Here is a 26,452-nt window from a genome sequence, read left to right as displayed (position 1 = left end):
TGATGTCAGCCCACCGCGAAAAGGTCGATGATCACGTTGTCTTGGGTGCGTGCTGCGCTGCCCAGGAACAACGTCCGGTTGAGCCAGCCCAGCCGGGTGCTGGTGGTAAAAAAACGCGGTGCGGTGTGGAAGTAGTAGTCCTCGGGCGACACGGCTTCTCCGTCTCGTAGCCGCTGCATGACGGACGGTGGGCCGTGGCGAAAGCCTGTGTTTTCTACCTCGATGCGCTCGCCGTCGTCGGTTTCCAGGAAATAGCGTGCGTACAGTTCAGCCACGCCATCCGCCCGTATCGTTTGCCAGTCGCCGCCCGCAGCGAGGATACGGCCATTGAGCTGTTCGCCGGTCACGTCGCCGCCAGTAATCGCGATGAAGCGGCGTTGACCGTCTGCGCTCTCGCCCAGTTCCCAGGGCGAGGCGACGTCCACCGTGAGGCGGGCGATGAAATCCAGCGTGGGCGTGCGAAGCGGAGTAGTGGACGACATCATGAGCTCTCCTCGGGCGATGTGGTGACGTCAATAAAGCCAGTAGACGAAACCCAGCGTGATGGACGGGAAAACCACCAGCATGATGATGCGCAGCACGTCCGCCGCCAGGAACGGTAGAATGCCTTTGAAGGTCTCGGTCAGCGGTACATGAGGCGCCATGGAGTGAATGATGAAGATATTCAGTCCCACCGGTGGCGTGATCATCCCCACTTCCACCACGACCAATGCCAGGATGCCGAACCAGATCGCCACGTCGCCGGGGGGCATGCCGAAATCCATGCCCGTCACGATGGGTAGGAAGATGGGCACGGTGAGCAGAATCATCGACAGGCTGTCCATGAAGCAACCCAGGACCAGGTAGCACAGCAGTATCCCCGCCAGGACGATCCAAGGGCTGATTTCCAGGCCCACGATCCAGCCCGCCGTGATTTGCGGCAATTGCGTCAGGGCGAGAAAGCTGTTGAACACGCTGGCCCCGAGGACGATGAAGAAGATCATCGCCGAGGTGACGGCCGTGTCGAGGAGGCTGTCTCGAAGCCCCTCCCAGCATAGTCCGCCGCGGATGACGGCCAGCAACCCAGTGGCGGCAGCACCGACGGCGGCGGCTTCAGTGGGTGTGAAAACCCCTGTGTAGATGCCACCGATCACGATGATGAAGATCGCTGCACCGGGCCATACCTCGAGCAGCGAACGCCAGCGCTCTCCGGCCGATGCCTTGGCCTTGCTCGGGGCGCTATCCGGAAAAAAGCGCACGAACAGTGAGATCGCCACCATATAGCTGAGCGCGGCAAGGATGCCGGGGATCAAGGCGGCGGCGAACATTTCGTTGATGTTCTGTTCGGCGAGGATGGCGTAGATGACCAATACCACGGAAGGTGGAATCAGAATGCCCAGCGTGCCGCCCGCGGCCAACGCGCCGGTGGCCAGACTGCCGCGATAGCCTTGACGCTCCATTTCCGGCAGCGCGACTTGCGTCATGGTGGCGGCAGTCGCCAGCGAGGATCCGCAAATGGCGCCGAATGCACCGCAGGCGCCCACTGTCGACATGGCTAGGCCTCCGCGACGGTGGCCCAGCCAGTCGTTGGCGGCCTGAAACATGGCGCGTGATAGTCCGGCTCGTGCTGCGAATTGTCCCATCAACAGAAAGAGGGGAATGATTGACAGTGTGTGGCTGGAAAAGTGTTCGTAGGGCAAAGTCTTCAGGGCATTGAGGATACCCATCGGCCCCATCACGAGCATCGAGCCCAACGCGCCGATAACCAGCATGGCGAGGCCGATGGGTATGCGGGCGCCCATCATGGCCAGCAACAAGACGAAGCCGCCTGCGCCCAGAGTAAGAGGCGTCATGAGGCATCTCCTTGTGCCGAGGGGTCGGTGTCGCCTGAGAACGACGACAAGAGCCGGTATAGACAGACTAGCGAGAGCAGAGTAAAGCCGATGATGCCGGCGACATAGCCCCACCACAGCGGGATACCCAGCAGCATGCTGGTTTCCATGTAGCGGTGCTTGTCAAGCAGGCCGTGATAAAGCCGCCATGTCATCAGGCATGAAACGACGAGGAACAAGGCCTCCGCGAGCACGGCGAGAAAGCGCTGCACACCCAGCGGTGCGCGCATGGCCAGCAGGTCCACTGTGACGTGGCCACCGCGCAGGTGGCAGTAAGGTAGAAATAGGAACACCGCGATGGCCGTGCCCATCTCGACCATTTCATAGTCCCCTGTGACGGGCCTGATCCAGCTCAGGGCCGCTATGTCACTGACCAATGGCAAGCTGGAGATCCAGCGTCCGAGGATGCTGGCCACCGTCATCAGGGAAAGCGCCGCGATGATCAAGCCGCCGATGATCGCGGCGAGCCGACAAGTCGTTACGAGGCCCCGGCGTAGGCAGGTGATACTGGCGCTGGATGTCGTCGCTAGGCTGCTCATGATTATATCTTTATAGGTTTGCGTGGATCGGCCAAGGCGCGAGAGAGTCGTTTTTTAGTTACTTTGTATAATTAATTGTCCCTGAGCGGGTGTGCAAGCCATGCCGCTTCAATTTGCCTGAAATTGCGGCTAAAGGATTAGTCGTCACTTTCCTCTGACGCATATACCTTCCGTAGCAAAGTCAATAATTGGCGTCTTTCTATTTCGCTAAGTGATTGAGTTGCTTCTAAATCACTTTGTTCCGCCAATCCTTTTAAACGCTCGACGAGTGCCTCGCCGGTCTTGGTGAGGAAGATACCGTGCGAGCGACGGTCGCGCTTGCAGCGCACCCGCAACGCCAGGCCGCGCTCCTCGAGACTATTAATCAAGCTAACGACTCGCGGCGGATCAATGCTCAATGTCTGGGCCAGATTGGATTGCGTCACGCCCGGATAGCCCTCGATGACCACCAGCGAAGAGAACTGTGCCGGGCGAATGTCATGCTCGCGCATGGCCTCGTCGAAGTGCTTGAAAACCTTGAGCTGGGCGCGCCGCAGGGCATAGCCGAGGCGCTCCTCGAGCACCAGCCCTTCGACGGTGGTCGGGTAAGCTTCCTCGAGGGGCGTCTGCTCCGGGGAGGACGTTTTCTTGGATGTCGTCATGAGGGCTCCTTTATTCGGAGATATAGTTAATATGAGAATTATATGGTCGGAGCATTGTTTCCGATATCGGCAAGCATAGGCAACACCGGCGTCATTTGCGGCTTATCGTGCATCTAAAGTCTCATGCGATGTGTCTAGTCAAAAAAATAGTTACCTATTATAACTATATCTACAACGTTGTTGGCGCAGAACGTATCGCTGAATAACAAGGTTCATCACAGACTAATGGAGCGCCTTTCATGTCGTCCCCTTCCGGCAACCGGTCTATGCCCCGTTCCGAGAGCGATACGTCCGCACAGGCGTATCGACTGTCCGGTGGCGAGGTACCGGATTATCCCCGTTGCATGACCGAGCGCCTTGCGTACTGGGCACGCGAGACGCCGTCGACAACGTTTCTGGCCGAACGCGAGGGGGCGCAACGTGCCTGGCGGACGCTGACCTTCGGTGAGGCGATGCCGCGCGTGGCCCGCCTCGCACAAGCGCTGTTGGATCATGGCTTGTCGGTAGAGCGGCCGTTGATGGTGCTGTCGGGCAACAGCATCGAGCATGCGTTACTGGCGTGCGCCGCCATGCACGTGGGTATTCCCTACGTGCCGGTATCGCCCTCGTATGCGCTGTTGTCGGAGGACTTCGTCAAGCTTCGCCATGTCGTCGACCTCGTGACCCCGGGGATGATCTTCGCTGACGACGAAGCACGCTTTGGCCCAGCTCTGGCGGCCGTTTGCGCTGAGCAGGTGATCTGTTTGGCGACGCTGCCGAGCCAGCGGGCGCTTGCGCTGGAGACGCTGGCGGCGACGCCGGCACGGGCCGAGGTCGACGCTGCCCATGCCCGTGTGACGCAGGATAGTGTCGCCAAACTGTTGTTCACCTCGGGCTCGACCGGCATGCCCAAAGCGGTGATCAACACGCAGCGCATGCTGTGCAGCAACCAGGCCATGCTCGAGAAACGTCTGGATTTCCTGAGTCGGCACAAGCCGGTGCTGGTGGACTGGTTGCCCTGGCACCACACCTTCGGCGGCAACACGATCCTGGGCATGACGATCCATAACGGGGGCTCGCTGTACATCGATGACGGCAACCCGACGGCGGACGGCGTGCGACGCACGGTGGACAACCTGCGCGAGATATCGCCGACGTTCTATTGCAACGTGCCCAAGGGCTTCGAGGCCCTGGTCGAGCATTTGCGTGACGATGAGGTTTTACGCACGACCTTATTCCGCGATCTCGAGATGATGCACTTCGGTGGCGCCGTGTTGCCGGTGCATGTGCGCGAGGCGCTGGATACCTTTGGCGAGCAGACACGTGGACGCCCCGTGCCCATGCTAACGGGGCTTGGATCCACCGAGGCGTGCTTGGCGTTCTGTACCGAGGAGGCCAGTGGTACGCCGGGCTTGATTGGTAGGCCGGTGCCGGGGATGTCGCTCAAGCTAGTGGCGACGGACGACAAATGGGAAGCACGCCTCAAGGGGCTCAATGTTACGCCGGGTTACTGGCGCGACGCTGAACGCACCGCCGAGGCGTTCGATGACGAGGGCTATTATTGTACGGGGGACGCGATGCGACTAGCTGATCCCGAGCAGCCTGAACGCGGGCTAATCTTTGACGGTCGCTTGAGCGAGAATTTCAAGCTGGTGACCGGTACCTGGGTCAATGTGGGCATCTTGCGATTGCAGCTCATCGAGCATTTCGCTCCGCTGGTGCAAGACGTGGTGATCGCCGGTGAAAGCCGTGACTATCTTACCGGGTTGGTGGTGCTGAACGTCCCGGCGTGCGCGCAGCATATAGGCGTCACGACATCATCAGTGCATGACTTGGCGCACGATGCCACCTTGCACCAATGGTTCGCGCAACGTCTGGCGGCCTGCCGTCGAGGGCAGGCGAGCTCTACGTGTTTGGAACGTCTGCTGATTCTAGATACGCCGCTTTCGGTCGATCGCGGCGAGTTGACCGACAAGGGGTCGGTCAATCAGCGACTGGTGCGCGAACGCTACGCCGATCTCGTCGGAACACTCTATGCCGAGATTCCTCACGATGCGCGCGTGGTGCTGCCGGCTTCCCATGCCTGATAAGTGAGCACTACACAGGCCGCTCAAGACACCAAGCGCCATCCGCACTCCGAGAATAGACCTGATAACACGCAGCCATGACGTGGTATTTACCGATACCTAGCTCGTGGCTGCGACGCTTATAAGAGGTAGACAAAGCATGGCGATCCTGCGGCAATGTGCGTCGACGCGATTGGCGTAATTAAAGCAGCCGAGGAGCCATGATGACTGCACCCGTACGTATCCTGATGGTCGGTGAGGGCGCCATCGCCGGGATTCATATGCAAGCCCTGTCATCCGTTCCCGAGGCTCGTGTCGTGGCCGTGGCCGGCGGTGATGCCCAAACAACACGACGCTTCGCCGAGCACTGGAATATTCCGCATGTGTGCGCCGACTATACCCAAGCGCTGGCGACGCTCAAGATCGATGCCGTGATCCTGGCGACGCCGAGCCCGTTACATGCCGACCAGACCGAGCAAGCGATCGATGCCGGTAAACATGTCCTCTGCGAAATTCCTATGAGCCTGAATCTGGCAGATGCCGAGCGCATGACAGCGCGAGCCCGAGAGGCAAGTATCGTCGCCATGGTGGCTCATACGCGACGCTTCAATGCGCCGCATCGCGAAATGAAGCGCCGTATTCGGGCGGGCGAATTTCACCTGCAGCATCTGGTGAACGAGACGTATTTCCTGCGTCGCGAAAACCTCAATATGCAAGGCGAGCCACGCGGCTGGACGGACCATTTGCTGTGGCATCATGCTTGCCATAGCGTGGACCTTTTTGCGTGGTTGCTGGACGATTTCGACTTGGATGTCTGGGGAAGAAGAGGGCCGGTTCATCCCGAACTAGGGATTGCCATGGATATGAACATCGGCTTGAAATCACGCAATGAGACTCTGGCGACCTTGGCGCTTTCCTTTAACAATCATGGGCCATTCGGTGGGTTTTATCGCTATGTAGGCGAAGAAACAACACTGATGGCCTATCGAGATGAGTTGAAGGATTATCAGGGAGAAGTGCTGCCTCTTGAGGGGACGGGGTTTCAGGAACAGGATGCCGAATTCATCGCCTCCATTCGCGAATGCCGTGTTCCGGAAGCGGCATTTTCGCATTGCCTGCCTACCATGCGTCTTCTCGATAAGCTTGAAAAGATCATGGGCTGACATGTGCTAAAGCGCCACGATCTATTTTTTATGTCATGAAAAAGGCTGGCGAAACGCCAGCCAAAAATCACGATCGATCAGTGTTTACGATGTTAGAACTGGAAGATGGCGCTAGCCTGGAGACGACTTGCGTCGTCGGAGTTTCCGTTAACCTGCTCGACATCGGCGTTCTGATACTCAAGACCCACTGCCAGGCGTTGGGTGACATCCCAGATCACGTTGGCGAAGGCATAGTCGATGGTCTCGAATTGACTGCCGTAACTGTCAGGCATGTCTTGATCGAGGCGCGAAAAGCCAACAGAGCTGAACCAGTCGTCGGTCCAGTTATGGTTGAGCGACACACCGAAGGCCCGCGTCTCGACGGCCTCGAGTTCGTTATTGTCATTGATGTAGACATCGGGCGCGTTGCGGTGCCCGGTATTGCCAGGGTTGCCCATATAGTTGCCGATACCTTCGCCATAGGTCGCACTACCATGCAGGCTCGTCATGGGCGTAAAGGGCAAGTTGAACTGCGCCTGCACCCCGTAACCGGTGGTTTCGTCATCCACGGTATTGGTGATGTTATTGGTTGAGAGTTTGCGCGCGACGCCGGAAAGAGCGAACAGACGCTTGTATTCGTAGCGTACCGTCAAGTCGGGGAGCTGGCTCTCACCATCAGCGACACCCTCACCTGGTCCATTACCAGCGTCATCACGCGCGATGACCGTATCCGGATCCTCCACGGAGAACGACAGGTTACCCGCGCCCACCGGCTGGGTGTAGCGCAACTGCGCCTGACGCTCGAAGGCATAGCCCTTGGGATCACCCAGTGCCAGTGTGCGCGTTCCCCCGACGAAACTCATGAAGTTCGTCCAGGTGCGACCGGCGAGGAAGCCGTTGAGTTCGCCATAGGCATGACGCAGATTGAATTTGCCGTCGGGAATGAAGTGCCCTTCGAAATAGGTCGTCAAACGACCGTAATCGGTCATGGTGTGCGTACGGAAGTTAAGACGTGACTCATAGGCGGTGAAGTCGGTACGGCCATCGGTGCGATTCGATGGATCCATAATCGCGTAAGGATCGGTCGCCTTGCCGAGGTTATAATCGAAATCATAGAGCATGTCGAGCTTGACATAACCGCCGAAGGCGATGTCGGTTTCGGTGCCCGGGATGTTGATAGTCGAGCGATGATTCCATGGCGGTCCCACACGGCTGGGTTCGCCGGTGACGACGGGTTGTCCCGCTTCGACGACGTCGAAAGCGTGGGCGGGAGCCGCTGCCATGCCTGCCACGCCTGAAACGAGTGACACGCATAGCGCGAGTTTTGTCATCTTGAATGTTGTTATATCGGATCGCATTGGTGAGCTGCCCTTTGTAGGAAGTTATGAGCTTGGTGCGCATGAACGAGTATGCGTTTCTGAGTCGACGGGAAAATTAATTTTTCACCGTCTCCCTATGCTTTTTTCTGATGAAGCGAGGTCATACCCCTTTCGTCTATCCCCATGTATTCAGGAGGAAGCCACGCTTGTGAAGCGAATGATTTGCCGCGCATTTTGTTCCCCGGCTAATTTTTATTGCCTTGTTAAGTTCGCAATGCGAACCTTGATTCGTCTTGCGTACATGAAAGCTGAAAAAAAACGCCCTTCCTGTCAATGAGGAAGGGCGCAATAATTTATGAAGTTGATCTAACGCTTTGTATTGAAGTGGTTTTTAACGACTTATACTTTGGTTGTGACGTATCTTTTTTCAGTTAAATCAATGTTTCTTTTATTTCTAATGCTTTGTCTTTAAGGCAAGGGAGAATCCGTTCCTTAAGACTTTCGAGGGGTATGCGAGCGGAATTCGTTGACACGTTCATAGCACCAATCAGGCGTCCTCCCCCGCTGAATATAGGCACGGCAAGTGAGCGAAGCCCCGAGTCGAGCTCCTGGTCGACGATGCAATAGCCTTGCTCTCGGGCTTTGATGATCTCGGCTTCTAGCGTTTGAAGATCAGTAATGCTATGCGCGGTATGCGCGACGAGTTCGCTTTCTTGCAGGATGCGATGGCGCTCTTCATCCGGCAATGTGCCTAGCAAAATGCGTCCCATGGAGGTGTATGCGGTAGGCAGTCGAGTGCCTACTGCAAGCGTGATGGCCATCAGGCGATGCTTGGCCGCCGAGCGCGCCACGTAGATCACATCCTTGCCATCGAGCACGCCTAAAGACGAGGATTCGCCGGTCTCCTGCGTAATATCTTCCAGGTACTTTTGGATGGCGTTGTGATAGTTATTCGCCGACAGGAACGCGTAGCCCAGTTGTAGCGTCTTGGGTGAAAGCTCGAAATAACGCTCCTGCTTACGCACGTATCCCAAGGCATGCAAGGTCAACAGGAAACGCCTGGCCTTGGCTCGGTTCATATGCGTTTTCGTGGCGACCTCGCTGAGTGTCATACGCGGGTTGGCCTGGTCGAATGCCATGATGACTTCCAGGCCGCTTGCCAGCGCGGTAACGAAATCCCTGTCGTCGGACGTGAGCGCTCCGTCTTGTGATGCCATGTGCCGTGATGCCTCGTTGTTAATTGTCAGGTATGTTGGGGCAAACCTATCATAAAGTTCGAAATGCGAACATTTGTTCGGCTTGATTTCGCCTGGAGACCCGCATGTACGACACCTTACTTCGCCACCCCTTCATGAGCTCCACGGGACGTTCGGCGACCCAAGCCCGCGATCTGATAGACGCCATGGTGAGCGTCGAAATCGCCCTCGCCAACGAACAGGAAACGTTGGGTATCCTGCCCGCCGGCACCGCTGATGGGATCGTACATGTTCTGCGCGCGCATGCGTTTGACCTGGAATCGATGGCTCAGGAAACCGTTCTGGGCGGCAATGCGGCCATTCCTTTCGTCAAGCAAGCCAAGGCGGCTCTCCCTGATGAGCTCAAGGGATATTTTCATCGCGGTGCGACCAGTCAGGATATTCTCGATACGGCCTTGATGTTACTCCTCAAGCCGCGCCTCGAGGCATGCTTGACGCACTTGAAATGTAGTCGTGAGGCGGGCTGCGTGCTCATGCGTGCGCATGCACGAACTCCCATGGTGGGTCGCACGCTGATGCAGCAAGCGCTACCTATCACCTTCGGGGTCAAGGTTGCGCAATGGGCGGAGAATCTGGCGCAAGCCGAACGGCGTCTCAAAGGTGTGGCCGAGACGGGGCTCTACTTGCAATTCGGTGGCGCGGTAGGCGTTCACTCGGGATTGGATGCGCAAGGCCTGGAAGTAATGGATCGTGTGGCAGCGCGACTGGGGCTCGTGTCACCGCTGCTTCCTTGGCACACCAACCGGCAACCAATCCTGGCTCTGGCCGGGGCCATTGATGCGGTGGCGGTGGGCGTCGAGAAAGTGGCGTTGGATGTCTCGTTGCTGACTCAGTCCGAGGTCGCGGAAGTCAGCGAGCCTGCCGTCCCGGGTGCCGGTGGCTCGTCGTCGATGCCCCATAAACGCAACCCGGTCATTTGTGCGCGCTTGAGGGCCGCGGCACGCCAGATCCATGGTCAAGTGGCGACGCTCAGTCATGCCGGGGCGCAACCGCTTGAGCGCGGGCTGGGGGAATGGCACGCCGAGTGGGCGCCGATGCTGGATGCTGTGCTGCTGATGGAAGGCGCTCTGGAATCTCTAGTCGCGCTCTGGGAGGGTTTGGAAGTACACCCCGAGACGATGCGGCATAACCTGGCGCTGACCGGCGGCGCGATCATGGCCGAGCCCGCGGCCCGCTTTCTCGCTGACGCTCTAGGGGCAGACGCCGCACAGCGTGTTGCCAAGGAGGCCGCCGAGACCTCGCGTCGCGAGCGTCGTGACTATGCCGATGTGCTCCTGGCTGACGAGGAGATAGCCAGGCAGGTGGATGCGCAGCGCCTGCGGGCATGTGTCGATCCAGGTTTATACATTGGTAGTAGCCCATGGCAGGTTCAGCGCGTGCTGGATATGTTAGAAGCCATGTAACTTACTATATTTAAAGCGTTAATTGTTTTTGTGTCCTTGGGGCAACGCGATTGCGTTGCCCTTTTGTGCGTTTGACCGGCCGTCGCAATCCCGATAATTTTGTTCGTATCACAAACCAGTGTTCACTAAGCGAACAATTGCGAGGCAATCCGCATGGCCGAATTTCTTAGCCTGCATGACGCCGTGGCGCGCTACGTCGAGGATGGCGCGACCGTAGCCATGGAAGGCTTCACCCACCTGATTCCCTTCGCCGCCGGACATGAGGTCATTCGCCAGCGCAAGCGTGACCTGACGCTAATTCGCATGACGCCGGATCTGGTCTACGACCAATTGATCGGTGCCGGTTGCGCCAAGAAGTTGATCTTCTCGTGGGGCGGGAATCCCGGTGTGGGATCGCTACATCGCCTGCGCGATGCAGTGGAGAAAGGCTGGCCGCACAAGGTGGAGATCTTCGAGCACAGTCATGCGGCCATGGCGTGTGCGTTCGAGGCCGGCGCGGCGGGACTGCCACTGGCGGTATTACGCGGTTACGTGGGCAGCGAGTTGCCCAGCGTCAACCATCAGATCAAGTACATCGAGTGCCCGTTCACCGGTGAACGCCTCGCGGCGGTACCGTCAGTGCGGCCGGACGTCTCCCTGGTGCATGCGCAGAAGGCGGATCGCAAGGGCAACGTGCTGGTAGAAGGCATTATCGGCGTGCAGAAGGAAGCGATCCTCGCGGCGGACAAGAGCATCGTCACCGTCGAGGAAGTGGTCGACGACCTTGGAGCCAGCCCCAACGCCTGCGTGATTCCGGGATGGGCGATCGACGCCATCGCCGTAGCCGAGAAGGGCGCTTATCCCTCCTACGCTCACGGCTACTATCCACGTGATAACCGCTTCTACAAGGAGTGGGACGCCATCGCCCGCGATCGCGACACCTTCCAGGTATGGATCGATGACAACGTTTACAACGCAGGAGGTCAGGCCCAATGAGTAACGAATACACCTCCTCGGAAATGATGACCGTGACGGCGGCGAAGGCGCTGGAAAACGGCATGACATGCTTCGTTGGCATCGGTTTGCCGTCCGAGGCCGCCAACCTGGCGCGCCTGACCCATGCGCCGGACGTGGTGCTGATCTACGAGTCCGGCACCTTGCAGACCAAGCCGGACGTGCTGCCGCTTTCCATCGGCGACGGTGAACTTTGCGAATCGGCTTTGACCACCGTTTCAGTTCCGGAAATGTTCCGCTACTGGCTGCAGGGCGGCAAGATCGATGTGGGCTTTCTGGGCACCGCGCAGATTGATCGCTACTGCAACCTCAACACCACGCTGATCGGTGACTATCAATCGCCTAAGGTGCGCTTGCCCGGTGGCGGCGGGGCACCGGAGATCGCGACCTGCGCCGGCGAGGTCTTCATCACGCTCAAGCACTCCAAGCGAACCTTCGTCAACGACGTGGATTTCATCACCACGCTGGGTTTCGGTCGCGATGGCAAGGCGCGTGACGGGGTGCCCAATATCGGCCGTGGGCCGACCCGGGTGATCACCGATCTGTGCGTGATGAAGCCTGATCCCGAGACTAAAGAGTTAGTAGTGGTGTCGCTGCACCCCGGGGTTACGCGTGACGACGTGATCGAGGCCACCGGCTGGGAGATTCGCTTCGCCGATCAGCTCGAGACGACACCGACGCCCGATGCGCGCGAGCTGGAAGTGCTGCGGGATCTCAAGGCGCGTACCGAACGTAAACACGCCGGTGAGGCGTGAGGAGAATTCGATGAGCGATGTTTGGCTGTGTCATCCCACGCGTTCCGCCGTGGGACGTTTCGGTGGCGTGCTGGCCAGTGTCCGTCCCGATGACCTGGCGGCGACGATCTTCCGCGCCGTGCTGGCTCAGTCGCCGGATCTCGACCCGGCGGCCATCGACGAAGTGATCATGGGCTGTGCCAACCAGGCCGGCGAGGACAACCGTAACGTGGCGCGCATGTCGGCGTTGCTGGCCGGGCTGCCCACCTCCGTGCCCGGTACCACGATGAACCGCCTATGCGGGTCGGGCATGGACGCCGTGGGCACGGCGTTTCGCGCCATCAAGGCGGGCGAGTTCGAGTTGGCCCTGGCCGGCGGCGTGGAATCCATGTCACGGGCACCGTTCGTGATGGGCAAGGCCGAGACGGCATTCTCGCGCAGCCAGGCGATCGAGGACACCACCATTGGATGGCGTTTCGTCAATCCGCTGATGAAGAACCACTACGGCGTCGAGTCAATGCCCGAGACCGCCGAGAACGTGGCCGAGCAGTTCCACGTGTCCCGCGAGGATCAGGATGCCTTCGCCGTGCGCTCGCAGCAGAAGACCGAGCGCGCCCAGCAGTCCGGGCGCCTGGCGCGAGAGATCACGCCGGTCGAGGTGCCGCGTCGCAAGCAGGAGCCCCTGATCGTCGAGCAGGACGAGCATCCGCGCGCCGGTACCACGCTTGAAAAGCTGGCCAAGTTGCCGACGCCGTTTCGCGAGGGCGGCAGTGTCACCGCCGGCAATGCGTCGGGTGTCAACGACGGGGCGGCGGCGATGCTGGTCGCCAGCGATGCCGCCGTCGCGCGCCATGGCCTCACTCCGATGGCGCGGATCCTGGGCATGGCCACCGCCGGCGTCGAGCCGCGCATCATGGGCATGGGGCCGGTGCCGGCGACGCGTAAGCTGCTCGAGCGTCTGGGTATCGGCATCGATGAGGTCGACATCATCGAACTCAACGAAGCCTTTGCCGCCCAGGGCTTGGCGTGCCTGCGTGAACTCGGCGTGGCCGACGACGACCCGCGCGTTAATCCTAATGGCGGCGCAATAGCGCTGGGGCACCCGCTGGGCATGTCCGGGGCGCGGTTGCTGCTGACCGCAGCGCATGAATTGCACGCGCAGAATAAGCGTTACGCCCTATGCACCATGTGTGTCGGTGTAGGCCAGGGCGTGGCCACTTTGATCGAACGCGTTTGAGGAGAACGGCATGGCTTTCTTGACGGTGGCGGAGCGCACGATCGCCTATCGCGATAGCGGTGAAGCCGCGCTGCCGGCGGTGCTATTGGCGCATCCGCTGGGCATGAGTCAGGACGTATGGGAAGGCGTGGTCGCTGCCCTGCGCGGTCGCTTTCGCTGCGTGACCTGGGATCTACCCGGTCATGGCGCCAGCAGTGGCCTGACCGAGGCGGTCACTCCCCGCGCGCTGGCCGAAGACGCCCTGGCCCTGGCTGATGCGCTGGGGGTGGTGCGCTTTCATTTCGTGGGCACCTCGATCGGCGGCGTGGTCGGCCAGCAGTTGTTGACTCAGTGCCCCGAGCGACTCGCCGATGTCGTGCTGACCAACACCGGCGCGGTCATCGGCACCCCGGATAACTGGCATACGCGGGCCTCGCGAGTGCGCCAGGAAGGCTTGGCCGCCATGGTCGACGAAATCGTCCCGCGCTGGTTTTCCGAGGCGTTCGCGCAAGGCGATGCGGCGACCTATACGGGCTGGAAAGTCCAGCTCATGCGCACCGATGGCGAGTCCTACGCACGGCTCTGCGAAATGCTGGCCGAGACCGACTTCAGCGGGCAATTGCGTGATGTCACGGGGCCCGTGCGTTTGCTCGGGGGGCGCGAGGACCTGTCCACGCCGCCCGAGACCCTGAAGACGCTGGCCTCCCAGTTCGGCGATGCGCGTCTTGAGGTTCTCGAAAACATCGCTCACGTGCCCAGCGTGGAAGTGCCCGAGGCTGTTGCCAAGCGACTGCGTACCTGGCTGGGCGATGAGCACGTCGATGAGAATGGCGTGAGCTATGCCGCCGGACTGGAAACGCGCAAGCAGGTGCTGGGCGACGAGCACGTGGCGCGTGCCAGTGAGAACGCCACCACGCTCGACGCGCCGTTCCAGAACATGATCACTCGCCTGGCCTGGGGCGAGCTGTGGGGCAACGATGACTTGAGCCGCACCGAACGCAGCATGATCACCCTGGCAGTACTGGCGGCGCTGGGTCGTGACGGGGAGCTGGAGCTCCACCTGAAAACCGCCCAACGCATCGGTCTCAGTGAAGCCCAATTGCGCCAGGCGCTGATGCATGTGGCGATCTATGCCGGTGTGCCGGCTGCCAACCATGCCTTTGCGATGGCCAAGAAGCTGGGCTGGGGTAACACCCTATAACGAAAGCCTCCGCCTGGAACTGGCCTTCTTCGGAAGGCGGTGAAACCAAGAGGCCTTATTGGGCCTCTTTCGAGATAATAAGAGGAATCAACGCCATGAAACGTACGCTCACTTGCATGCTTACCCTCTCCCTAGCGGCTGCTGCTGTCTCCACTGCCCAAGCGGAAACGCTACGCATGTCGCATTTCTGGCCGGGGGCTTCATCCATCAATAAAGATGTGTTCGAAGCCTGGGCCGAAGCAGTGGAAAAAGACTCCAATGGCTCCCTACAGGTCGAGAACTATCCCTCGCAGACCTTGAGCCAAGCCGATGAAACCTATGAAGCGGCCGTCAATGGTATCGCTGATATCGGGATCACGGCACAGGGTTATACCAACGGCCGTTTCCCGTTGAGTCAGATCGTGGAATTGCCGGGTGTGGCGTCGTCGGCGCCGGAAGGAGCCTGCGTGCTGCAAACGCTCTATGACGATGGCAAGATCGATAGCGAATATGATGATACCCATGTGTTGTTCATGTTCACCACCGGGCCTGGGTATATCCACACGCGCGAGACGGACGTGCAGAAACCTTCGGATCTCGAAGGCCTACGCATGCGTAGGCCCACGTCCGTGGCGGGCAACATCCTCGACAACATGGGCGCCGAGCCGGTGGGCATGCCGGCACCGGAAATCTATACCTCTATGCAGCGCGGTGTCCTGGATGGGTTGAGCTTTCCTTGGGAAGGGATGAAGACCTTTCGCCTCAACGAGCTGACCGAGTACCACACGCAGGTACCGTTCTACACGCTGATCTTCGTCGCCACGATGAGTCAGGATAAATATGACAGCCTGTCTCCCGAGCAACAAAAGGCCATCGACGAAAACTCTGGCATGAAGTGGGCGGAAAAAGCCGGGAAGGTCTTTGCCGCCGATGATAAGGCCGGCAAAAAAGAGGCCGAAGAAGCCGGACACACCATTCGTGTCATCGACAATCCGCTCGAGAATTCGGAATGGGCGAAGCCGCTCAAGGCAGGCATCGACCAGTACCTCGGTAATCTCGAGTCGCGTGGTCTCGATCAGGCGCGAGATGTCTATTACGCAGCGCTCGAAGCGCGCAAATCCTGCTCTGCCGAATAAGGCTAGGAGAGAACGGTATGCAGCAAGGGCTCACTCGGCTCAGTCATTGGCTGGGCTCCCTGTGCAGAATCATAGCTGGCATAGCGCTTCTGGCGCTGTTGTCGGTCACTATTCTCGACGTGGGGCTGCGTTACTTGAGTGATCTGACCGGTGGTGCGATATCCCTCAGCGTGTCGGGGAGCGTGGAGTTGGTCAGCTACCTGCTGCTGTTCTCTCTGCTCGCGGCCATGGCTGCGAGCGTCGAGAAAAGCCAGGTAGTCGTCGAGGCGCTGACGCACCGTATGAACGATGCCCTCAAGGCGCGCCTGCACGGTTTTTACCTACTGGGTTTCATGGTGCTTGGGATTATCTTGTGCGTGGGACTGATCAATTCGGCGCTCGGCGCGATATCTCATGGTGAAGTAACACAAGATTTGAGAATTTCCATGGGACCTATTTATTTATTTGCCGCCTTTCTGAGTGCACTACTCAGCCTGCGCAGCTTGATGCATGTCTTGCTGAGCGGCGTCTTCGGCCAACAGGAGGAAAGCGCCAATGGGTAGTGAAATGATCGGTGGCCTAGGCCTGGCGTCATTGCTGGTGTTGATGATGCTGCGCGTGCCGGTAGCGTTGTCGATGTTGATCGTCGGTGTCGTAGGGTTCTCGCAGATCATCAACATGGGTGCCGCCTTGTCGATGGTCAAATCCGTGCCCGTGGAAGTGCTGTCTAATTACAGCTTCAGTGCGGTTCCCATGTTCATTTTCATGGGGGTATTGGCGGCGCACTCCGGCATGGCAGGTAAACTGTTCAATTCCACTCGCGTCATCTGCGGTGGCTGGAAAGGCGGGCTGGCGATCTCGGCGATTGGCTCCTGCGGTATTTTCTCGGCGATTTCCGGATCGTCATTGGCGACGGCGAGCACCATGACTCGCGTCGCACTTCCCGAAATGGAGCGCTACGGTTACAACCGTGGCTTGGCCACCGGCGCGCTGGCTGCGGGTGGCACACTGGGGATCATGATTCCGCCGAGTATTGCTTTGTTGATCTACGCCATTCTTACCGAGCAGTCGGTAGGCGATATGTTCATGGCGGGTCTCATACCCGGACTGATGGGGCTCGTTTTCTATTCGCTGGCGATCACCATCGTGATGCGTCTCAAGCCTTCGCTTGCCGTCGCGGGAGAGTCCACTTCCTGGGGCGATAAGATTAAATCCCTGGCGGGATTGTCACCTTTCTTCGGTGTCTTTCTACTGCTCATATTGGGTATTTATTTTGGCGCTTTCACACCCACAGAAGGGGCAAGCGTGGGGGCATTCGCTACATTGCTGTATGCCTTGGCCAAAGGTATGCGGGCAAAGGGGCTGTGGCAGTCCGTGCAGGAAACGCTGGCACTTTCCTCGGTCGTGTTTTTCATGCTGGTGGGGGCCGAGACGCTAGGCTACTTCATTTCGGTTTCTCGGATTTCCTTCACCATCAGTGAGTTCCTGTTAAGCATGGATCTTACGCCGCTTGTCGTGCTGCTATGCATCTTGTTGCTGTATTTCATCCTCGGGATGTTCATGGATTCGATCGCCATGCTGGTGATCACCGTGCCGGTCGTGTTCCCGATCATTCAGACCGTGGGTATCGATCCGGTATGGTTCGGCATCGTGACAGTGTTGACCGTCGAGTTAGGGCTGATAACGCCCCCTGTGGGGATGAACGTCTTCGTTATCAAAGCCATGGCACCCCACGTGGGGTTGGGCGAAATCTTCAAGGGCGTGGCGCCCTTCATTGCTGCCGATTTCGTGCGCTTGGCGCTATTGATCGCATTCCCTGTGCTCAGTCTATTTCTCATTTAATTCCAGGAGTGGAACGCGCGTACTGCATGGAAGAAGGCAAACGCTAGCTATAAATACATCACGAGGTACCTACAATGAAAACAATCTATTACGCCGCCGGCTTGACCCTTGGATTAGCCGTTCTGCCTAGCCTGGCGCAGGCGGAAACCCTGCGCCTGGCCCACGTATGGCCAGGTGGCTCCAAGATCGACACGGAGATCTTCCAGGCGTGGGCCGATAGCGTGGAGGAGGCATCGGATGGTCGCCTGGAAGTGCAGGTGTTCCCGGGCCAGACGCTCGCCAAGTCTGACGCCACTTATGAGGCGGTGGTCGATGGTATCGCTGATATCGGAGCGACGGCCCAAGGCTATACATCGGGACGCTTTCCTTTGACGCAAGTCATCGAAGTCCCTGGTGTTTCCAACAGCAGTCGTCAAGGCTCCTGCGTGTTGCAGAAACTCTACGATCAAGGCGATCTTGACCAGGAGTACTCGGATTCGCACGTGCTTTTCATGTTCACGACGGGTCCGGGCTACCTGCATGCTAAGGAGAAGTTGCTCGAGAAGCCCAGTGACCTGGAGGGCATGCGCCTACGTCGTCCCACCTCGTTGGTGGGAGACATGATGGAAGACCTTGGGGCGCAACCCGTGGGTATGCCGGCGCCGGATATTTATACGTCGCTCCAGCGTGGCGTAATGGATGGCTTGAGCATCAACTGGGAAGGCGCCAAGACCTTCCGTGTCAACGAGCTCGTTAATTATCACACCGAAGTGCCGCTATACGATCTGGCACTGATCGCGACGATGAACAAGGGTGACTACGAGAACTTACCGGATGATCTCAAGAAAGTCGTCGACGAGCATAGCGGTATGGAGTGGTCGATGAAGGCCGCCAGCGTATACGACGAACTCATCAAGGAAGGGCGTCAGGAAGCGCTCGATGCGGGCGATGAAATCATCACCATCGATAACCCGTTGCAAGACGACGAGTGGGGACCGGTACTCAAGGATACGGTTAATCGTTACGTGAACGACTTGCAGGAAAAAGGCCTGCCAGGGGCCCAGACGTACGACAACGTCATGACCCTCAAGGAATCCTGCGAAGCTTAAGTGTGGCACTGCATGGTCCGTCAGCATGCATCTGGCGGGCCATTCTTTGCATATTCTGGGGCGATGGCCTCGATGAGCGTTTGACGGAACCACTCTTGCGCCGATGAGTCATCGGCATGGCGTGGCCAGTAGAGGGTCACCTCGACATTCGGCACATCGAAAGGCAGCTCACATATCTGTAGAGCAGCTTCTCGCGCAAAGATTTGCGCGATCTGCTGGGGGAGTATCGCCAGTAGCTCTGAATTCTCCAGGATGCGAGGCAACGCCGAGAAGTGGGGCACGACGGCGCTGACTTTGCGGCTGATGTCGTGTGTTTTCAATATATCTTCAGCGAGGCTGTGTCCCGATGAAGGCGAGATGACGACGTGATGCTCCTGAGTAAAGGTCTCCATGTCGAGTGTCTTCTGAATGCGTGGATGCTGTTTGCTTAACAAGCATACATAACGCTCCTCAATGATGGCTTTTCTTCCCATGCTGGGCGCCATTATATCCCGGCTACAAACGACGGCATCGACACTTTTGTTGTCGAACCATGAATTGATCTTTTCTATTTCCAACGGCACGACTTCAAGCTCCACGTGTGGTGCTAATGTCTGCATGCGCTGAAGAATGGCAGGCAGCAGAGTCGTTTCCCCTAGATCGGTCAAGGCCAGTCGAAAACGCCGCTGTGAGTGGCAAGGATCAAAATGCTGATTGTCGCTGATCGTGTGCTCTATTTGTGTCAAGGCATGACGAAAGGACGCGTAGACCTGTGTGGAAAGGAAGGTGGGTTCCATGCCATCGCGCGTTCTGGAGAAAAGCGGATCGTTGAAAATCTCGCGAAGCCTTGAAAGAGAGTAGCTGACGGAGGGCTGAGTGACATTTAGCCGGTGCGCGGCGAGGGTAACGCTACGCGATTCATACAGTGTCACGAATGTCCGTATGAGATTAAGGTCTATAGGGCGCATTCGGATAAGTCCTATTTATTTCGTATAGAAAGAATAATGATTTGAGTCGTCTTGGCAAGAAAACTATCGTTCAAGAACATGATGTTTCGAGGTGGTTATGCCAACCGTCCATTCTGCGACTTATGACCTATTGCGCCGCCAGGGGCTGACGACTGTCTTTGGTAATCCTGGCTCCAATGAGTTGCCTTTCTTAAAGAATTTTCCCGCTGATTTCCGTTATGTTCTGGGGCTCCATGAAGGCGTTGTCGTCGGCATGGCGGATGGTTTTGCCCTGGCCAGTGGGCATCCAGCCCTGGTGAATTTGCATGCGGCGGCCGGGTCCGGCAATGCCATGGGCGCGTTGACCAATGCCTGGTATTCACATTCGCCGCTGGTGTTGACTGCCGGCCAGCAGGCGCGCTCGATGATGGGTGTCGAATCGATGCTGGCCAACGTGGATGCGCCGCAATTGCCGCGACCGCTGGTCAAGTGGAGTTATGAGCCGTCGTGCCCCGAGGATGTGCCGCGCGCCTTGAGTCAGGCGATCCACACGGCCAATTTGCCGGCGCGTGGCCCTGTCTACGTGTCGATTCCCCACGATGACTGGGGGCACGCGGTCGATGACGATGCCGCGCTGCTTAGTGCCCGTCAGGTGACGAGCGCCGCGCAACCCGCCGAGGCCCAGGTCGAGGCGCTCGCCGAGCGCCTGAACGCGGCCCGCAACCCGGTGCTGGTGCTGGGGCCTGATGTCGATGCTTACGGCGCCAATGCCTTGGCGGTGGCCCTGGCCGAGCGCCTAAATGCGCCGGCCTGGGTGGCGCCGTCGGCCTCGCGCTGTCCTTTCCCCACGCGTCATGCGAGCTTCCGTGGCGTCTTGCCGGCGGCGATCCAGGGGATTTCGGATCGTCTCGCGGGGCATGATCTCATCGTCGTCATCGGCGCGCCGGTGTTCCGCTATCATCAGTACGCGCCGGGGCGTTACCTGCCCGATGGCGCCGAACTGGTTCACCTGACCTGCGACATGCAGGAGGCCGCGCGGGCCCCCATGGGCGATGCCCTTGTGGGCGATATTCACGCCACGCTCGAGGCCCTGGTGCCGCGTCTCCCGCAGAGCGACCGGGCGCGTCCCGAGCCGTTACCGAGGCCTGAACCGCAAGTGGACCCTGAAGGTCTGCTGACACCGGAGACGGTGTTCGATGTCATGAACGCGGTGGCCCCGGAAGATGCGATCTACGTGAAGGAATCCACCTCGACGGTCACGGCGTTCTGGGAGCGCGTGGAAATGCGCCACCCGGGCAGTTACTTCTTTCCCGCCGCCGGCGGGCTGGGCTTCGGCTTGCCGGCGGCCGTCGGCGTGCAGCTGGCCTGTCCCGAACGCCGGGTGATCGGGGTGATCGGCGACGGCTCGGCGAATTACGCCATCACCGCGCTGTGGAGCGCCGCGCAATATCGCATCCCGGTGGTCTTCGTGATCCTGAAGAATGGTACCTATGGCGCCTTGCGCTGGTTCTCCCGCCTATTGGATGCCGAAGACTCGCCCGGTCTCGACGTCCCCGGTCTCGATTTCTGTGCCCTGGCCAAGGGCTATGGCGTCGAGGCCGTGGCCGTGTCGGCCCGCCATGACTTCGAGACGGCACTGCAAACTGCCCTTGAAGATGATAAACCCCGCGTCATCGAAGTTTCCACGACCACCATCGAGCCTTGAGGATGCGTCTGACATATTAGACCTATCAGGCATAACAGGCACGGTGCCAGATTCTGAGCGCCACACGACCGAATACATCACACAACGATAACGAGGTCATACAATGAAACACGCCATCTCATGCTGCCTTCTAGGGCTCGGGCTTACCGCTGCAGCGAGCGCCGCCTACGCCGATACCACACTGCGCCTGGGCCACCTGTGGCCTGCGCAATCCGCCGTCAATCAAGATCTCATCGAGGCCTGGGCGAAGCAGGTCAAGGAGGATTCTGATGGAGCGCTCGAAGTAGAGATCTATCCCTCGCAGACGCTGAGCAAGGCAAACAGTGCCTACGAAGGCGTGGTCAACGGCGTCGCCGATATTACCGTCACGCTTCAGGGCTATACGGCGGGGCGCTTCCCGCTCTCCGAAATCGTGCAGCTGCCCGGCGTGTCGGCCAGCGCACCGCAAGGGGCCTGCATCCTGCAGTCGCTCTATGAGGATGACGAGCTGGGTGACGAGTACGCTGATTCGCATCCGCTGTTCTTGTTCACCACCGGACCGGCACCTTTGCATACGCGGGACACTGAGGTGCAAACGCCGGAAGATCTCGAAGGGCTGCGTATACGCACGCCCAGCGAAGTGTCCAGCGACATGCTGGAAAGCATGGGGGCCGATCCGGTGGGCATGCCGGCACCGGACATCTATACCTCGATGCAGCGTGGCGTGATCGATGGATTGAGCCTGCCCTGGGAAGCCATGAAAGTATTCCAAGTCAATGAGTTGGCCAGCTATCACTTGGATATTCCCTATTACACGGGCGCCCTGATGGCCGTCATGAACCGCGACGCTTACGAGGCATTATCGCCCGAAGCGCGTAAGGCGATCGACGCCAACAGTGGCATGCGCTGGGCCGAAAAAGCGGGCGAGGTATTCTACGGGCTCGATACTCAAGGCAAGGAGCAGGCGCGCGAGCAGGGCGATACGATCCATAGCGTCGAGGATCCCCTGAACGATCCGCAGTGGTCGGGCCCCTTGAAGCGTGGTACCGAGCGTTACCTCGAGCGCCTGGAAGAGCGTGGCATCGACGATGCGCAAGCGGTCTATGAAAAGGCTCTGTCCCTACGGGATGGTAAATGTGCATTGTGATGAAACCATGCTCGTGTGACATGGCGCCGCCTTGCGAGGCGGCGCCGTTGTGTTTCCCCCACGGGAGTTCATGACATGGCATGGGATGGCGCTACCTCATCGCCATGGTCGGTACCCAGCGCCTGCTGGTATCCTCCTCTCACTGATGTGACCTTGGCGAGGGCGAACGATCGTGGCTCGTACATGCGTCGCGCCCCTGCCCGTGATTCGTGAGGACACCGCGATGCTGAGCGCTCGCGTCAAGCTGCGCCATCTCATGGCGTTTCAGGAAGTCGCGCGGTTGCAAAGTCTGGCCAAGGCCGCGCAGGCACTTTCCATTACCCAGCCGGCGATGTCCAAGACGATTCGCGAGCTGGAAGAGATCCTCGAGACGACGCTTTTCGAGCGCAGTCCGCAAGGCGCTACCTTGACCACCGCTGGCTTGACGCTACTGCGTCACGCCGGCCCCGCGCTGCGCAGTCTAGGCGAGGGATTCCAGGCGGTGCAGGACGCCGCCCAGCAGGAGGCGGTGGTGCGTCTGGGCGCGCTTTCGACCGTCGAAGAGGGCCTGCTTCCCCGGGCGTTGCATCGCCTGCATGCCCAGGCACCGCAATGGCGCGTTCAGGTGGTGACGGGGCCCAGTGCGTATCTGCTCTCCCGCCTTCGGATGGGGGAGCTGGACGCGGTGGCCGGACGCATGAGCGAGGCTCGCGAAATCCGCGGCCTGCAGTTCGAGCACCTGTATTACGAGCCGTTGGTGTTGGTGGTGCGCGCCGAGCACCCGCTGTTGGGGCAGGATGTACTGGATGCTGAAGCGTTGACCGCCAATGCGTGGATCGTCCCACCGACGTCGACCACCCTGCGCGATCAGGTCGAGCGTTTCTGGGTCGAGCAGGGAGCCGAGCCGCCGCGTATCGCACTGGAAACCCTGTCGCTCTCGTTGAGCCGTCGCTATGCCTTGGCTAGCGACGCGCTGTGGGTCGCGCCTCTCGATGCGGTACGCGAGGATCTCCGCGATGGCCGCCTGGCGCGCTTGCCCGTGCGTCTGGAATCGCGGGGCGGCTCCGTGGGGGTGTGCACCAATATCGCCCTGCCGCGCAATCCCGGCGTCGACGCCTTGAGCGCGTGTCTGCGCGATATCGTCGCCGAGATGGCATCACCTTCGGGGTGACAGATCACAGGCGGATACTTGATCTTTGGTAGCATAGACCTTTGGCCGACATAGCCCTGGGGTTATAGCGGTGGTCGGCCATTTCAATTGGCAACCCGCGCCAGGCACGGACAATGAGGCATGACATCGTGGCGTTCGCTCGCGCCGCGGTCCTTTCGATCAGGAGATTCGCATGCCTCGCAACGATAATAAACGCTTCGTCGAGCGCGACCGTAACTGGCACCCCCCGGCCTATGCGCCGGGCTACAAGACGACGGTGGCGCGCTCCCCTAGCCAAGCCTATGTCAGCATGCAGGCGCCCAGCGTTTCGGAGCTCGGCGGCCCGGATTTTACGCGCCTACGCATGGGGCCCCACGACAACGACCTGCTGCTCAACTTCCGTGCCGACAACGAGGCCCAATCCGGATTGCCCATCGGCGAGCGGGTCATCGTGTTCGGACGTGTCATCGATCAGTTCGGCAAGCCGGTGCCCAACACCCTGGTGGAAATGTGGCAAGCCAACGCCGGTGGGCGTTATCGCCACAAGAAAGACGGTTACCTGGCGCCGCTAGATCCTAACTTCGGTGGTGTGGGGCGCTGCCTGAGCGATGACGAGGGCTGGTACCGTTTCCGCACCGTCAAGCCCGGCCCGTATCCCTGGCCCAACGACATCAATAGCTGGCGCCCGGCGCACATCCACGTCTCGGTGATGGGACCGTCGATCTCCACGCGCTTGATCACCCAGATGTACTTCGAGGGCGACCCGCTGATTCCGCTGTGTCCCATCGTGCATACCCTGCGTGACCCCGAAGCGGTGGAAACCATGACCGGTCGTCTCGACATGGCGCGTAGCCGCTCGATGGATTGTCTGGCATACCGTTTCGATCTGGTGATCCGCGGTGAAGTGCAAACCTATTTCGAGAACCAGGGGTAAATCATGCAACAGCCGAACTCACAGCCCTGCGCTGCAACCATGCTGCGTGAAACCGCGTCACAGACGGCCGGCCCCTACGTGCACATCGGCCTGGCCTTGGATATCGCCGGCTTGCCGCCGCGCGAGGAAGAAATCTGGAATCGGCTCGCTTCGCCGGAGGCCGACGGCGAGGCCATCGAACTCGTGGGCCGCGTCATCGACGGCAACGGCGACCTGGTGCGCGATGCCTTGCTGGAAGCCTGGCAGGCGGACGCTCATGGCAACTACCAGTGCGAGTTCGATCTGCAAGCGCCGTTCAACAGCTTCGGACGCACCGCGACCACGGTGGAAAACGACGGCGAGTGGTGCTTTCACACCATCAAACCGGGCCAGGTCGCGCGCCGCGATGGCCGCCTGATGGCACCGCACGTCACGCTCGCCGTGTTCGCCCGCGGCATCAATATTCAGCTGCATACGCGGTTGTACTTCGAAGACGAGGCCGAGGCCAACGCGGCTTGCCCGGTGCTCAATGCGGTTGAGTCGCCCACGCGGCGTCAGACGCTGATCGCCACGCGTGAAGAGGGTGAAGGCAAGCCCCGCTATCGTTTCGACATTCGGCTGCAGGGCGAGGGCGAGACGGTGTTCTTCGACTTCTAAGCGCGTGACGAGAGAGCACGTGATATCAGCATGTCGCTCCAGCGCGTACTGCCAAGACATCGCTTACAACAAGCCGGCCAGTTCCTCGCGCCCCAGGTTGGCGCCGGTGATGATGACCACGACATCGCCTTGCGGTGGTAGTGTCGCCGCGCTTTCGAGCAGGGCGGCCACCCCCACGGCGGCGCCAGGCTCCGCGACTAGCTTGGTCTGGTAAAGCAAGTGGCGCATGGCACGGTGGATGGCATCTTCATCCACGTCGACGAGCTCGGCGACGTGTCGGCGACTCAGCGGATAGGTGTGCTCGCCGACGATAGCGGCGGCGAGACTCTTGGCGCAGCTTTGCACCTCACTGAGCCTAGCGGGGCCACCCTGGGCCCAGGCATGCGCCATGCTTGCCGCCCCGCTGGGTTCCACGCCGATCAGCGAGAGCGAGGGGCGCAGCGCGGACGTCGCCACGCCGATGCCCCCGATCAGGCCGCCGCCACCGACCGGGCACAGAATCGCCTGGGCGTCCGGTGCCTGCTCGAGCACCTCGAGCCCCAGCGTGCCCTGGCCGGCGATGATGCGTTCGTCGTCATAGGGATGCACCAGCGTCAGGCCGCGTTCCCCGACCATTTCATGCATCAATGTCCAGGCCGCGTTGATATCGCCATGCAGTATGACCTCCGCACCCAGCGCGCGGCTTCCTTCGACCTTGAAGGGACTCGCATTCTCGGGCATCACGATGGTGACGGGCACGCTCCTTTGCCGTGCCGCCCAGGCTAGGCCCAAGGCGTGGTTGCCGGCGGAAACGGCGCCTAGCCCACCGACAAGTTCCGCGTCGCGGGCTGTGCGTAGCCAGTTCAGCGAACCGCGTGCCTTGAAGGAGCCGGTGTGCTGAAATGACTCTGCCTTGAGCCACACGCGCCGTCCCAGACGCTCGGACAGCGTCTGGTCGAGCAACAGCGGTGTCGGCGCGAGGGCCTCGGCGATCCGTTCCCGTGCGCGTTGGACATCGCTTACTTCCATTTGATATTGCAGCCCATGGAAGGCGTCTGCTGCGCTGACGGTGCGCGGTCCGCGAGCACGGCGTTGGCGGCGGCCCGTAAATCCTCCCCGGTGACCGGCGTCTCCTTGCTGGGTCGGCTGGCGTCGAACTGCCCTCGGTAGGCCAAGCGATGCTCATGGTCGAAGAGGAAGAAGTCCGGAGTACAGGCTGCCTCGAAGGCACGTGCCACGTCCTGGCTTTCATCCACCAGGTAATCGAAGGTGTAGCCGCGTGCGTCGATTTCTGCACGCATGTTCTCGGGATTGTCGTCCGGATGGGCGTGAAAGTCGTTGCTGTTGATGGCGATCACCGCCAGGCCCTTGGCCTGATACTCGCGGGCGAAATCGGCGAAGGCATCCGCGATGTGCTTGACGAAGGGGCAGTGGTTGCAGATGAACGCGACTAGGATCGGCCGCCCGGCGAAATCGGCGCTGTCGACTTCCTTGCCGTCGGCATCGGGAAGCTGAAATGCCGGCAGTGGGGAGCCCAGTTCGATCATGGTGGAAGGTGTCAATGACATGGGGACCTCCGATGCGCGCTGAATATCACTCACGCCTTATGACGGGCGAGAAGCCTGCCTTCATT

Annotated in this window: 25 protein-coding genes; 16 read left to right on the top strand and 9 right to left on the bottom strand. The window is 59.9% G+C overall.

All coding sequences use genetic code 11. The annotated features are described in order from the left end of the window. Window positions 1–5: 5 nt before the first annotated feature. From LUN51_RS11515 to LUN51_RS11500, 4 genes are all read right to left on the bottom strand, one after another. Window positions 6–485, bottom strand: coding sequence for a DUF3237 domain-containing protein (locus LUN51_RS11515; RefSeq protein ID WP_277811368.1), 480 nt, complete (start codon window positions 483–485; stop codon window positions 6–8). Window positions 486–512: 27 nt separating this feature from the next. Then, window positions 513–1,832, bottom strand: coding sequence for a TRAP transporter large permease (locus LUN51_RS11510; RefSeq protein WP_277811367.1), 1,320 nt, complete (start codon window positions 1,830–1,832; stop codon window positions 513–515). Beyond that, the gene (locus LUN51_RS11505; protein ID WP_277811366.1) at window positions 1,829–2,410 is read right to left on the bottom strand and encodes a TRAP transporter small permease; all 582 of its coding nucleotides are present in this window, start codon (window positions 2,408–2,410) and stop codon (window positions 1,829–1,831) included. Before LUN51_RS11505 ends, LUN51_RS11510 begins: the two co-directional genes overlap by 4 nt. A gap of 137 nt (window positions 2,411–2,547) precedes the next feature. Then, window positions 2,548–3,051, bottom strand: coding sequence for a MarR family winged helix-turn-helix transcriptional regulator (locus LUN51_RS11500; RefSeq protein ID WP_277811365.1), 504 nt, complete (start codon window positions 3,049–3,051; stop codon window positions 2,548–2,550). A gap of 266 nt (window positions 3,052–3,317) precedes the next feature. Between LUN51_RS11500 and LUN51_RS11495 the strand changes: the two genes are divergently transcribed. Both LUN51_RS11495 and LUN51_RS11490 read left to right on the top strand, forming a co-directional pair. Next, window positions 3,318–5,117 (top strand): feruloyl-CoA synthase, encoded by a 1,800-nt coding sequence (locus LUN51_RS11495; RefSeq protein WP_277811364.1) that lies wholly within the window; start codon window positions 3,318–3,320, stop codon window positions 5,115–5,117. Window positions 5,118–5,320: 203 nt separating this feature from the next. After that, on the top strand, window positions 5,321–6,259 hold the full coding sequence (locus tag LUN51_RS11490; protein WP_277811363.1) for a Gfo/Idh/MocA family oxidoreductase: 939 nt from the start codon (window positions 5,321–5,323) through the stop codon (window positions 6,257–6,259). Window positions 6,260–6,351: 92 nt separating this feature from the next. Here LUN51_RS11490 and LUN51_RS11485 read toward each other — a convergent pair whose 3' ends face one another. Both LUN51_RS11485 and LUN51_RS11480 read right to left on the bottom strand, forming a co-directional pair. After that, complete coding sequence (locus tag LUN51_RS11485) at window positions 6,352–7,521, bottom strand: DcaP family trimeric outer membrane transporter (protein WP_277811362.1); 1,170 nt, start codon at window positions 7,519–7,521, stop codon at window positions 6,352–6,354. A gap of 467 nt (window positions 7,522–7,988) precedes the next feature. Further along, complete coding sequence (locus LUN51_RS11480; RefSeq protein WP_277811361.1) at window positions 7,989–8,774, bottom strand: IclR family transcriptional regulator domain-containing protein; 786 nt, start codon at window positions 8,772–8,774, stop codon at window positions 7,989–7,991. Window positions 8,775–8,878: 104 nt separating this feature from the next. Here LUN51_RS11480 and LUN51_RS11475 point away from each other — a divergent pair, with 104 nt between their 5' ends. The 9 genes from LUN51_RS11475 to LUN51_RS11435 all read left to right on the top strand — a co-directional run bounded on the left by LUN51_RS11475 (window position 8,879) and on the right by LUN51_RS11435 (window position 18,384). After that, on the top strand, window positions 8,879–10,216 hold the full coding sequence (locus LUN51_RS11475; RefSeq protein ID WP_277811360.1) for a class-II fumarase/aspartase family protein: 1,338 nt from the start codon (window positions 8,879–8,881) through the stop codon (window positions 10,214–10,216). A 153-nt stretch (window positions 10,217–10,369) separates the two neighbouring features. Next, on the top strand, window positions 10,370–11,191 hold the full coding sequence (locus tag LUN51_RS11470) for a CoA transferase subunit A (RefSeq protein WP_277811359.1): 822 nt from the start codon (window positions 10,370–10,372) through the stop codon (window positions 11,189–11,191). Continuing rightward, complete coding sequence (locus tag LUN51_RS11465; protein ID WP_277811358.1) at window positions 11,188–11,964, top strand: CoA-transferase subunit beta; 777 nt, start codon at window positions 11,188–11,190, stop codon at window positions 11,962–11,964. Before LUN51_RS11470 ends, LUN51_RS11465 begins: the two co-directional genes overlap by 4 nt. Before the next feature lie 10 nt (window positions 11,965–11,974). Beyond that, a complete protein-coding gene (pcaF, locus tag LUN51_RS11460) occupies window positions 11,975–13,180 on the top strand; it encodes a 3-oxoadipyl-CoA thiolase (RefSeq protein ID WP_277811357.1) in 1,206 nt (401 codons plus the stop codon). A gap of 10 nt (window positions 13,181–13,190) precedes the next feature. Beyond that, entirely contained in the window at window positions 13,191–14,360 is a 1,170-nt protein-coding gene (locus tag LUN51_RS11455; RefSeq protein ID WP_277811356.1) for an alpha/beta fold hydrolase, read from the top strand. A 95-nt stretch (window positions 14,361–14,455) separates the two neighbouring features. Continuing rightward, window positions 14,456–15,475 carry a TRAP transporter substrate-binding protein gene (locus LUN51_RS11450; protein WP_277811355.1) on the top strand — a complete coding sequence of 340 codons (1,020 nt, stop codon included), beginning with the start codon at window positions 14,456–14,458 and terminating at the stop codon, window positions 15,473–15,475. Window positions 15,476–15,492: 17 nt separating this feature from the next. Continuing rightward, window positions 15,493–16,017, top strand: coding sequence for a TRAP transporter small permease (locus LUN51_RS11445; RefSeq protein ID WP_247620763.1), 525 nt, complete (start codon window positions 15,493–15,495; stop codon window positions 16,015–16,017). After that, window positions 16,010–17,296: a TRAP transporter large permease gene (locus LUN51_RS11440; RefSeq protein ID WP_277811354.1), complete on the top strand. Its 1,287-nt coding sequence runs from the start codon at window positions 16,010–16,012 to the stop codon at window positions 17,294–17,296. Before LUN51_RS11445 ends, LUN51_RS11440 begins: the two co-directional genes overlap by 8 nt. Window positions 17,297–17,370: 74 nt before the next feature. After that, complete coding sequence (locus tag LUN51_RS11435) at window positions 17,371–18,384, top strand: TRAP transporter substrate-binding protein (RefSeq protein ID WP_277811353.1); 1,014 nt, start codon at window positions 17,371–17,373, stop codon at window positions 18,382–18,384. Between the two features lie 20 nt (window positions 18,385–18,404). On the opposite strand, the gene LUN51_RS11430 is transcribed toward LUN51_RS11435, so the two are convergent. Then, window positions 18,405–19,331 carry a LysR family transcriptional regulator gene (locus LUN51_RS11430; RefSeq protein ID WP_277811352.1) on the bottom strand — a complete coding sequence of 309 codons (927 nt, stop codon included), beginning with the start codon at window positions 19,329–19,331 and terminating at the stop codon, window positions 18,405–18,407. Window positions 19,332–19,428: 97 nt separating this feature from the next. Here LUN51_RS11430 and mdlC point away from each other — a divergent pair, with 97 nt between their 5' ends. The 5 genes from mdlC to pcaG all read left to right on the top strand — a co-directional run bounded on the left by mdlC (window position 19,429) and on the right by pcaG (window position 24,840). After that, a complete protein-coding gene (gene mdlC, locus LUN51_RS11425; protein WP_277811351.1) occupies window positions 19,429–21,015 on the top strand; it encodes a benzoylformate decarboxylase in 1,587 nt (528 codons plus the stop codon). A gap of 103 nt (window positions 21,016–21,118) precedes the next feature. Beyond that, window positions 21,119–22,141, top strand: a complete 1,023-nt coding sequence (locus LUN51_RS11420) for a TRAP transporter substrate-binding protein (protein WP_277811350.1) — start codon at window positions 21,119–21,121, stop codon at window positions 22,139–22,141. A gap of 223 nt (window positions 22,142–22,364) precedes the next feature. After that, entirely contained in the window at window positions 22,365–23,291 is a 927-nt protein-coding gene (pcaQ, locus tag LUN51_RS11415; protein WP_247640745.1) for a pca operon transcription factor PcaQ, read from the top strand. A gap of 172 nt (window positions 23,292–23,463) precedes the next feature. Beyond that, a complete protein-coding gene (gene pcaH / locus LUN51_RS11410) occupies window positions 23,464–24,204 on the top strand; it encodes a protocatechuate 3,4-dioxygenase subunit beta (RefSeq protein ID WP_247620756.1) in 741 nt (246 codons plus the stop codon). A gap of 3 nt (window positions 24,205–24,207) precedes the next feature. Then, window positions 24,208–24,840 carry a protocatechuate 3,4-dioxygenase subunit alpha gene (gene pcaG, locus LUN51_RS11405; RefSeq protein WP_084076006.1) on the top strand — a complete coding sequence of 211 codons (633 nt, stop codon included), beginning with the start codon at window positions 24,208–24,210 and terminating at the stop codon, window positions 24,838–24,840. A gap of 63 nt (window positions 24,841–24,903) precedes the next feature. Here pcaG and LUN51_RS11400 read toward each other — a convergent pair whose 3' ends face one another. Together LUN51_RS11400 and LUN51_RS11395 are read right to left on the bottom strand one after the other, a co-directional pair. Continuing rightward, window positions 24,904–25,848, bottom strand: coding sequence for a threonine ammonia-lyase (locus LUN51_RS11400; protein ID WP_277811349.1), 945 nt, complete (start codon window positions 25,846–25,848; stop codon window positions 24,904–24,906). Beyond that, complete coding sequence (locus tag LUN51_RS11395; RefSeq protein WP_247620754.1) at window positions 25,839–26,387, bottom strand: thioredoxin family protein; 549 nt, start codon at window positions 26,385–26,387, stop codon at window positions 25,839–25,841. The genes LUN51_RS11400 and LUN51_RS11395 overlap by 10 nt, the downstream gene beginning before the upstream one ends. Between the last annotated feature and the right edge of the window lie 65 nt (window positions 26,388–26,452).

It is taken from the genome of Chromohalobacter canadensis (assembly GCF_029544075.1).
Taxonomy (GTDB): Bacteria; Pseudomonadota; Gammaproteobacteria; order Pseudomonadales; family Halomonadaceae; genus Chromohalobacter; species Chromohalobacter canadensis_A.
This window is presented reverse-complemented; position numbering and strand designations above follow the sequence as displayed.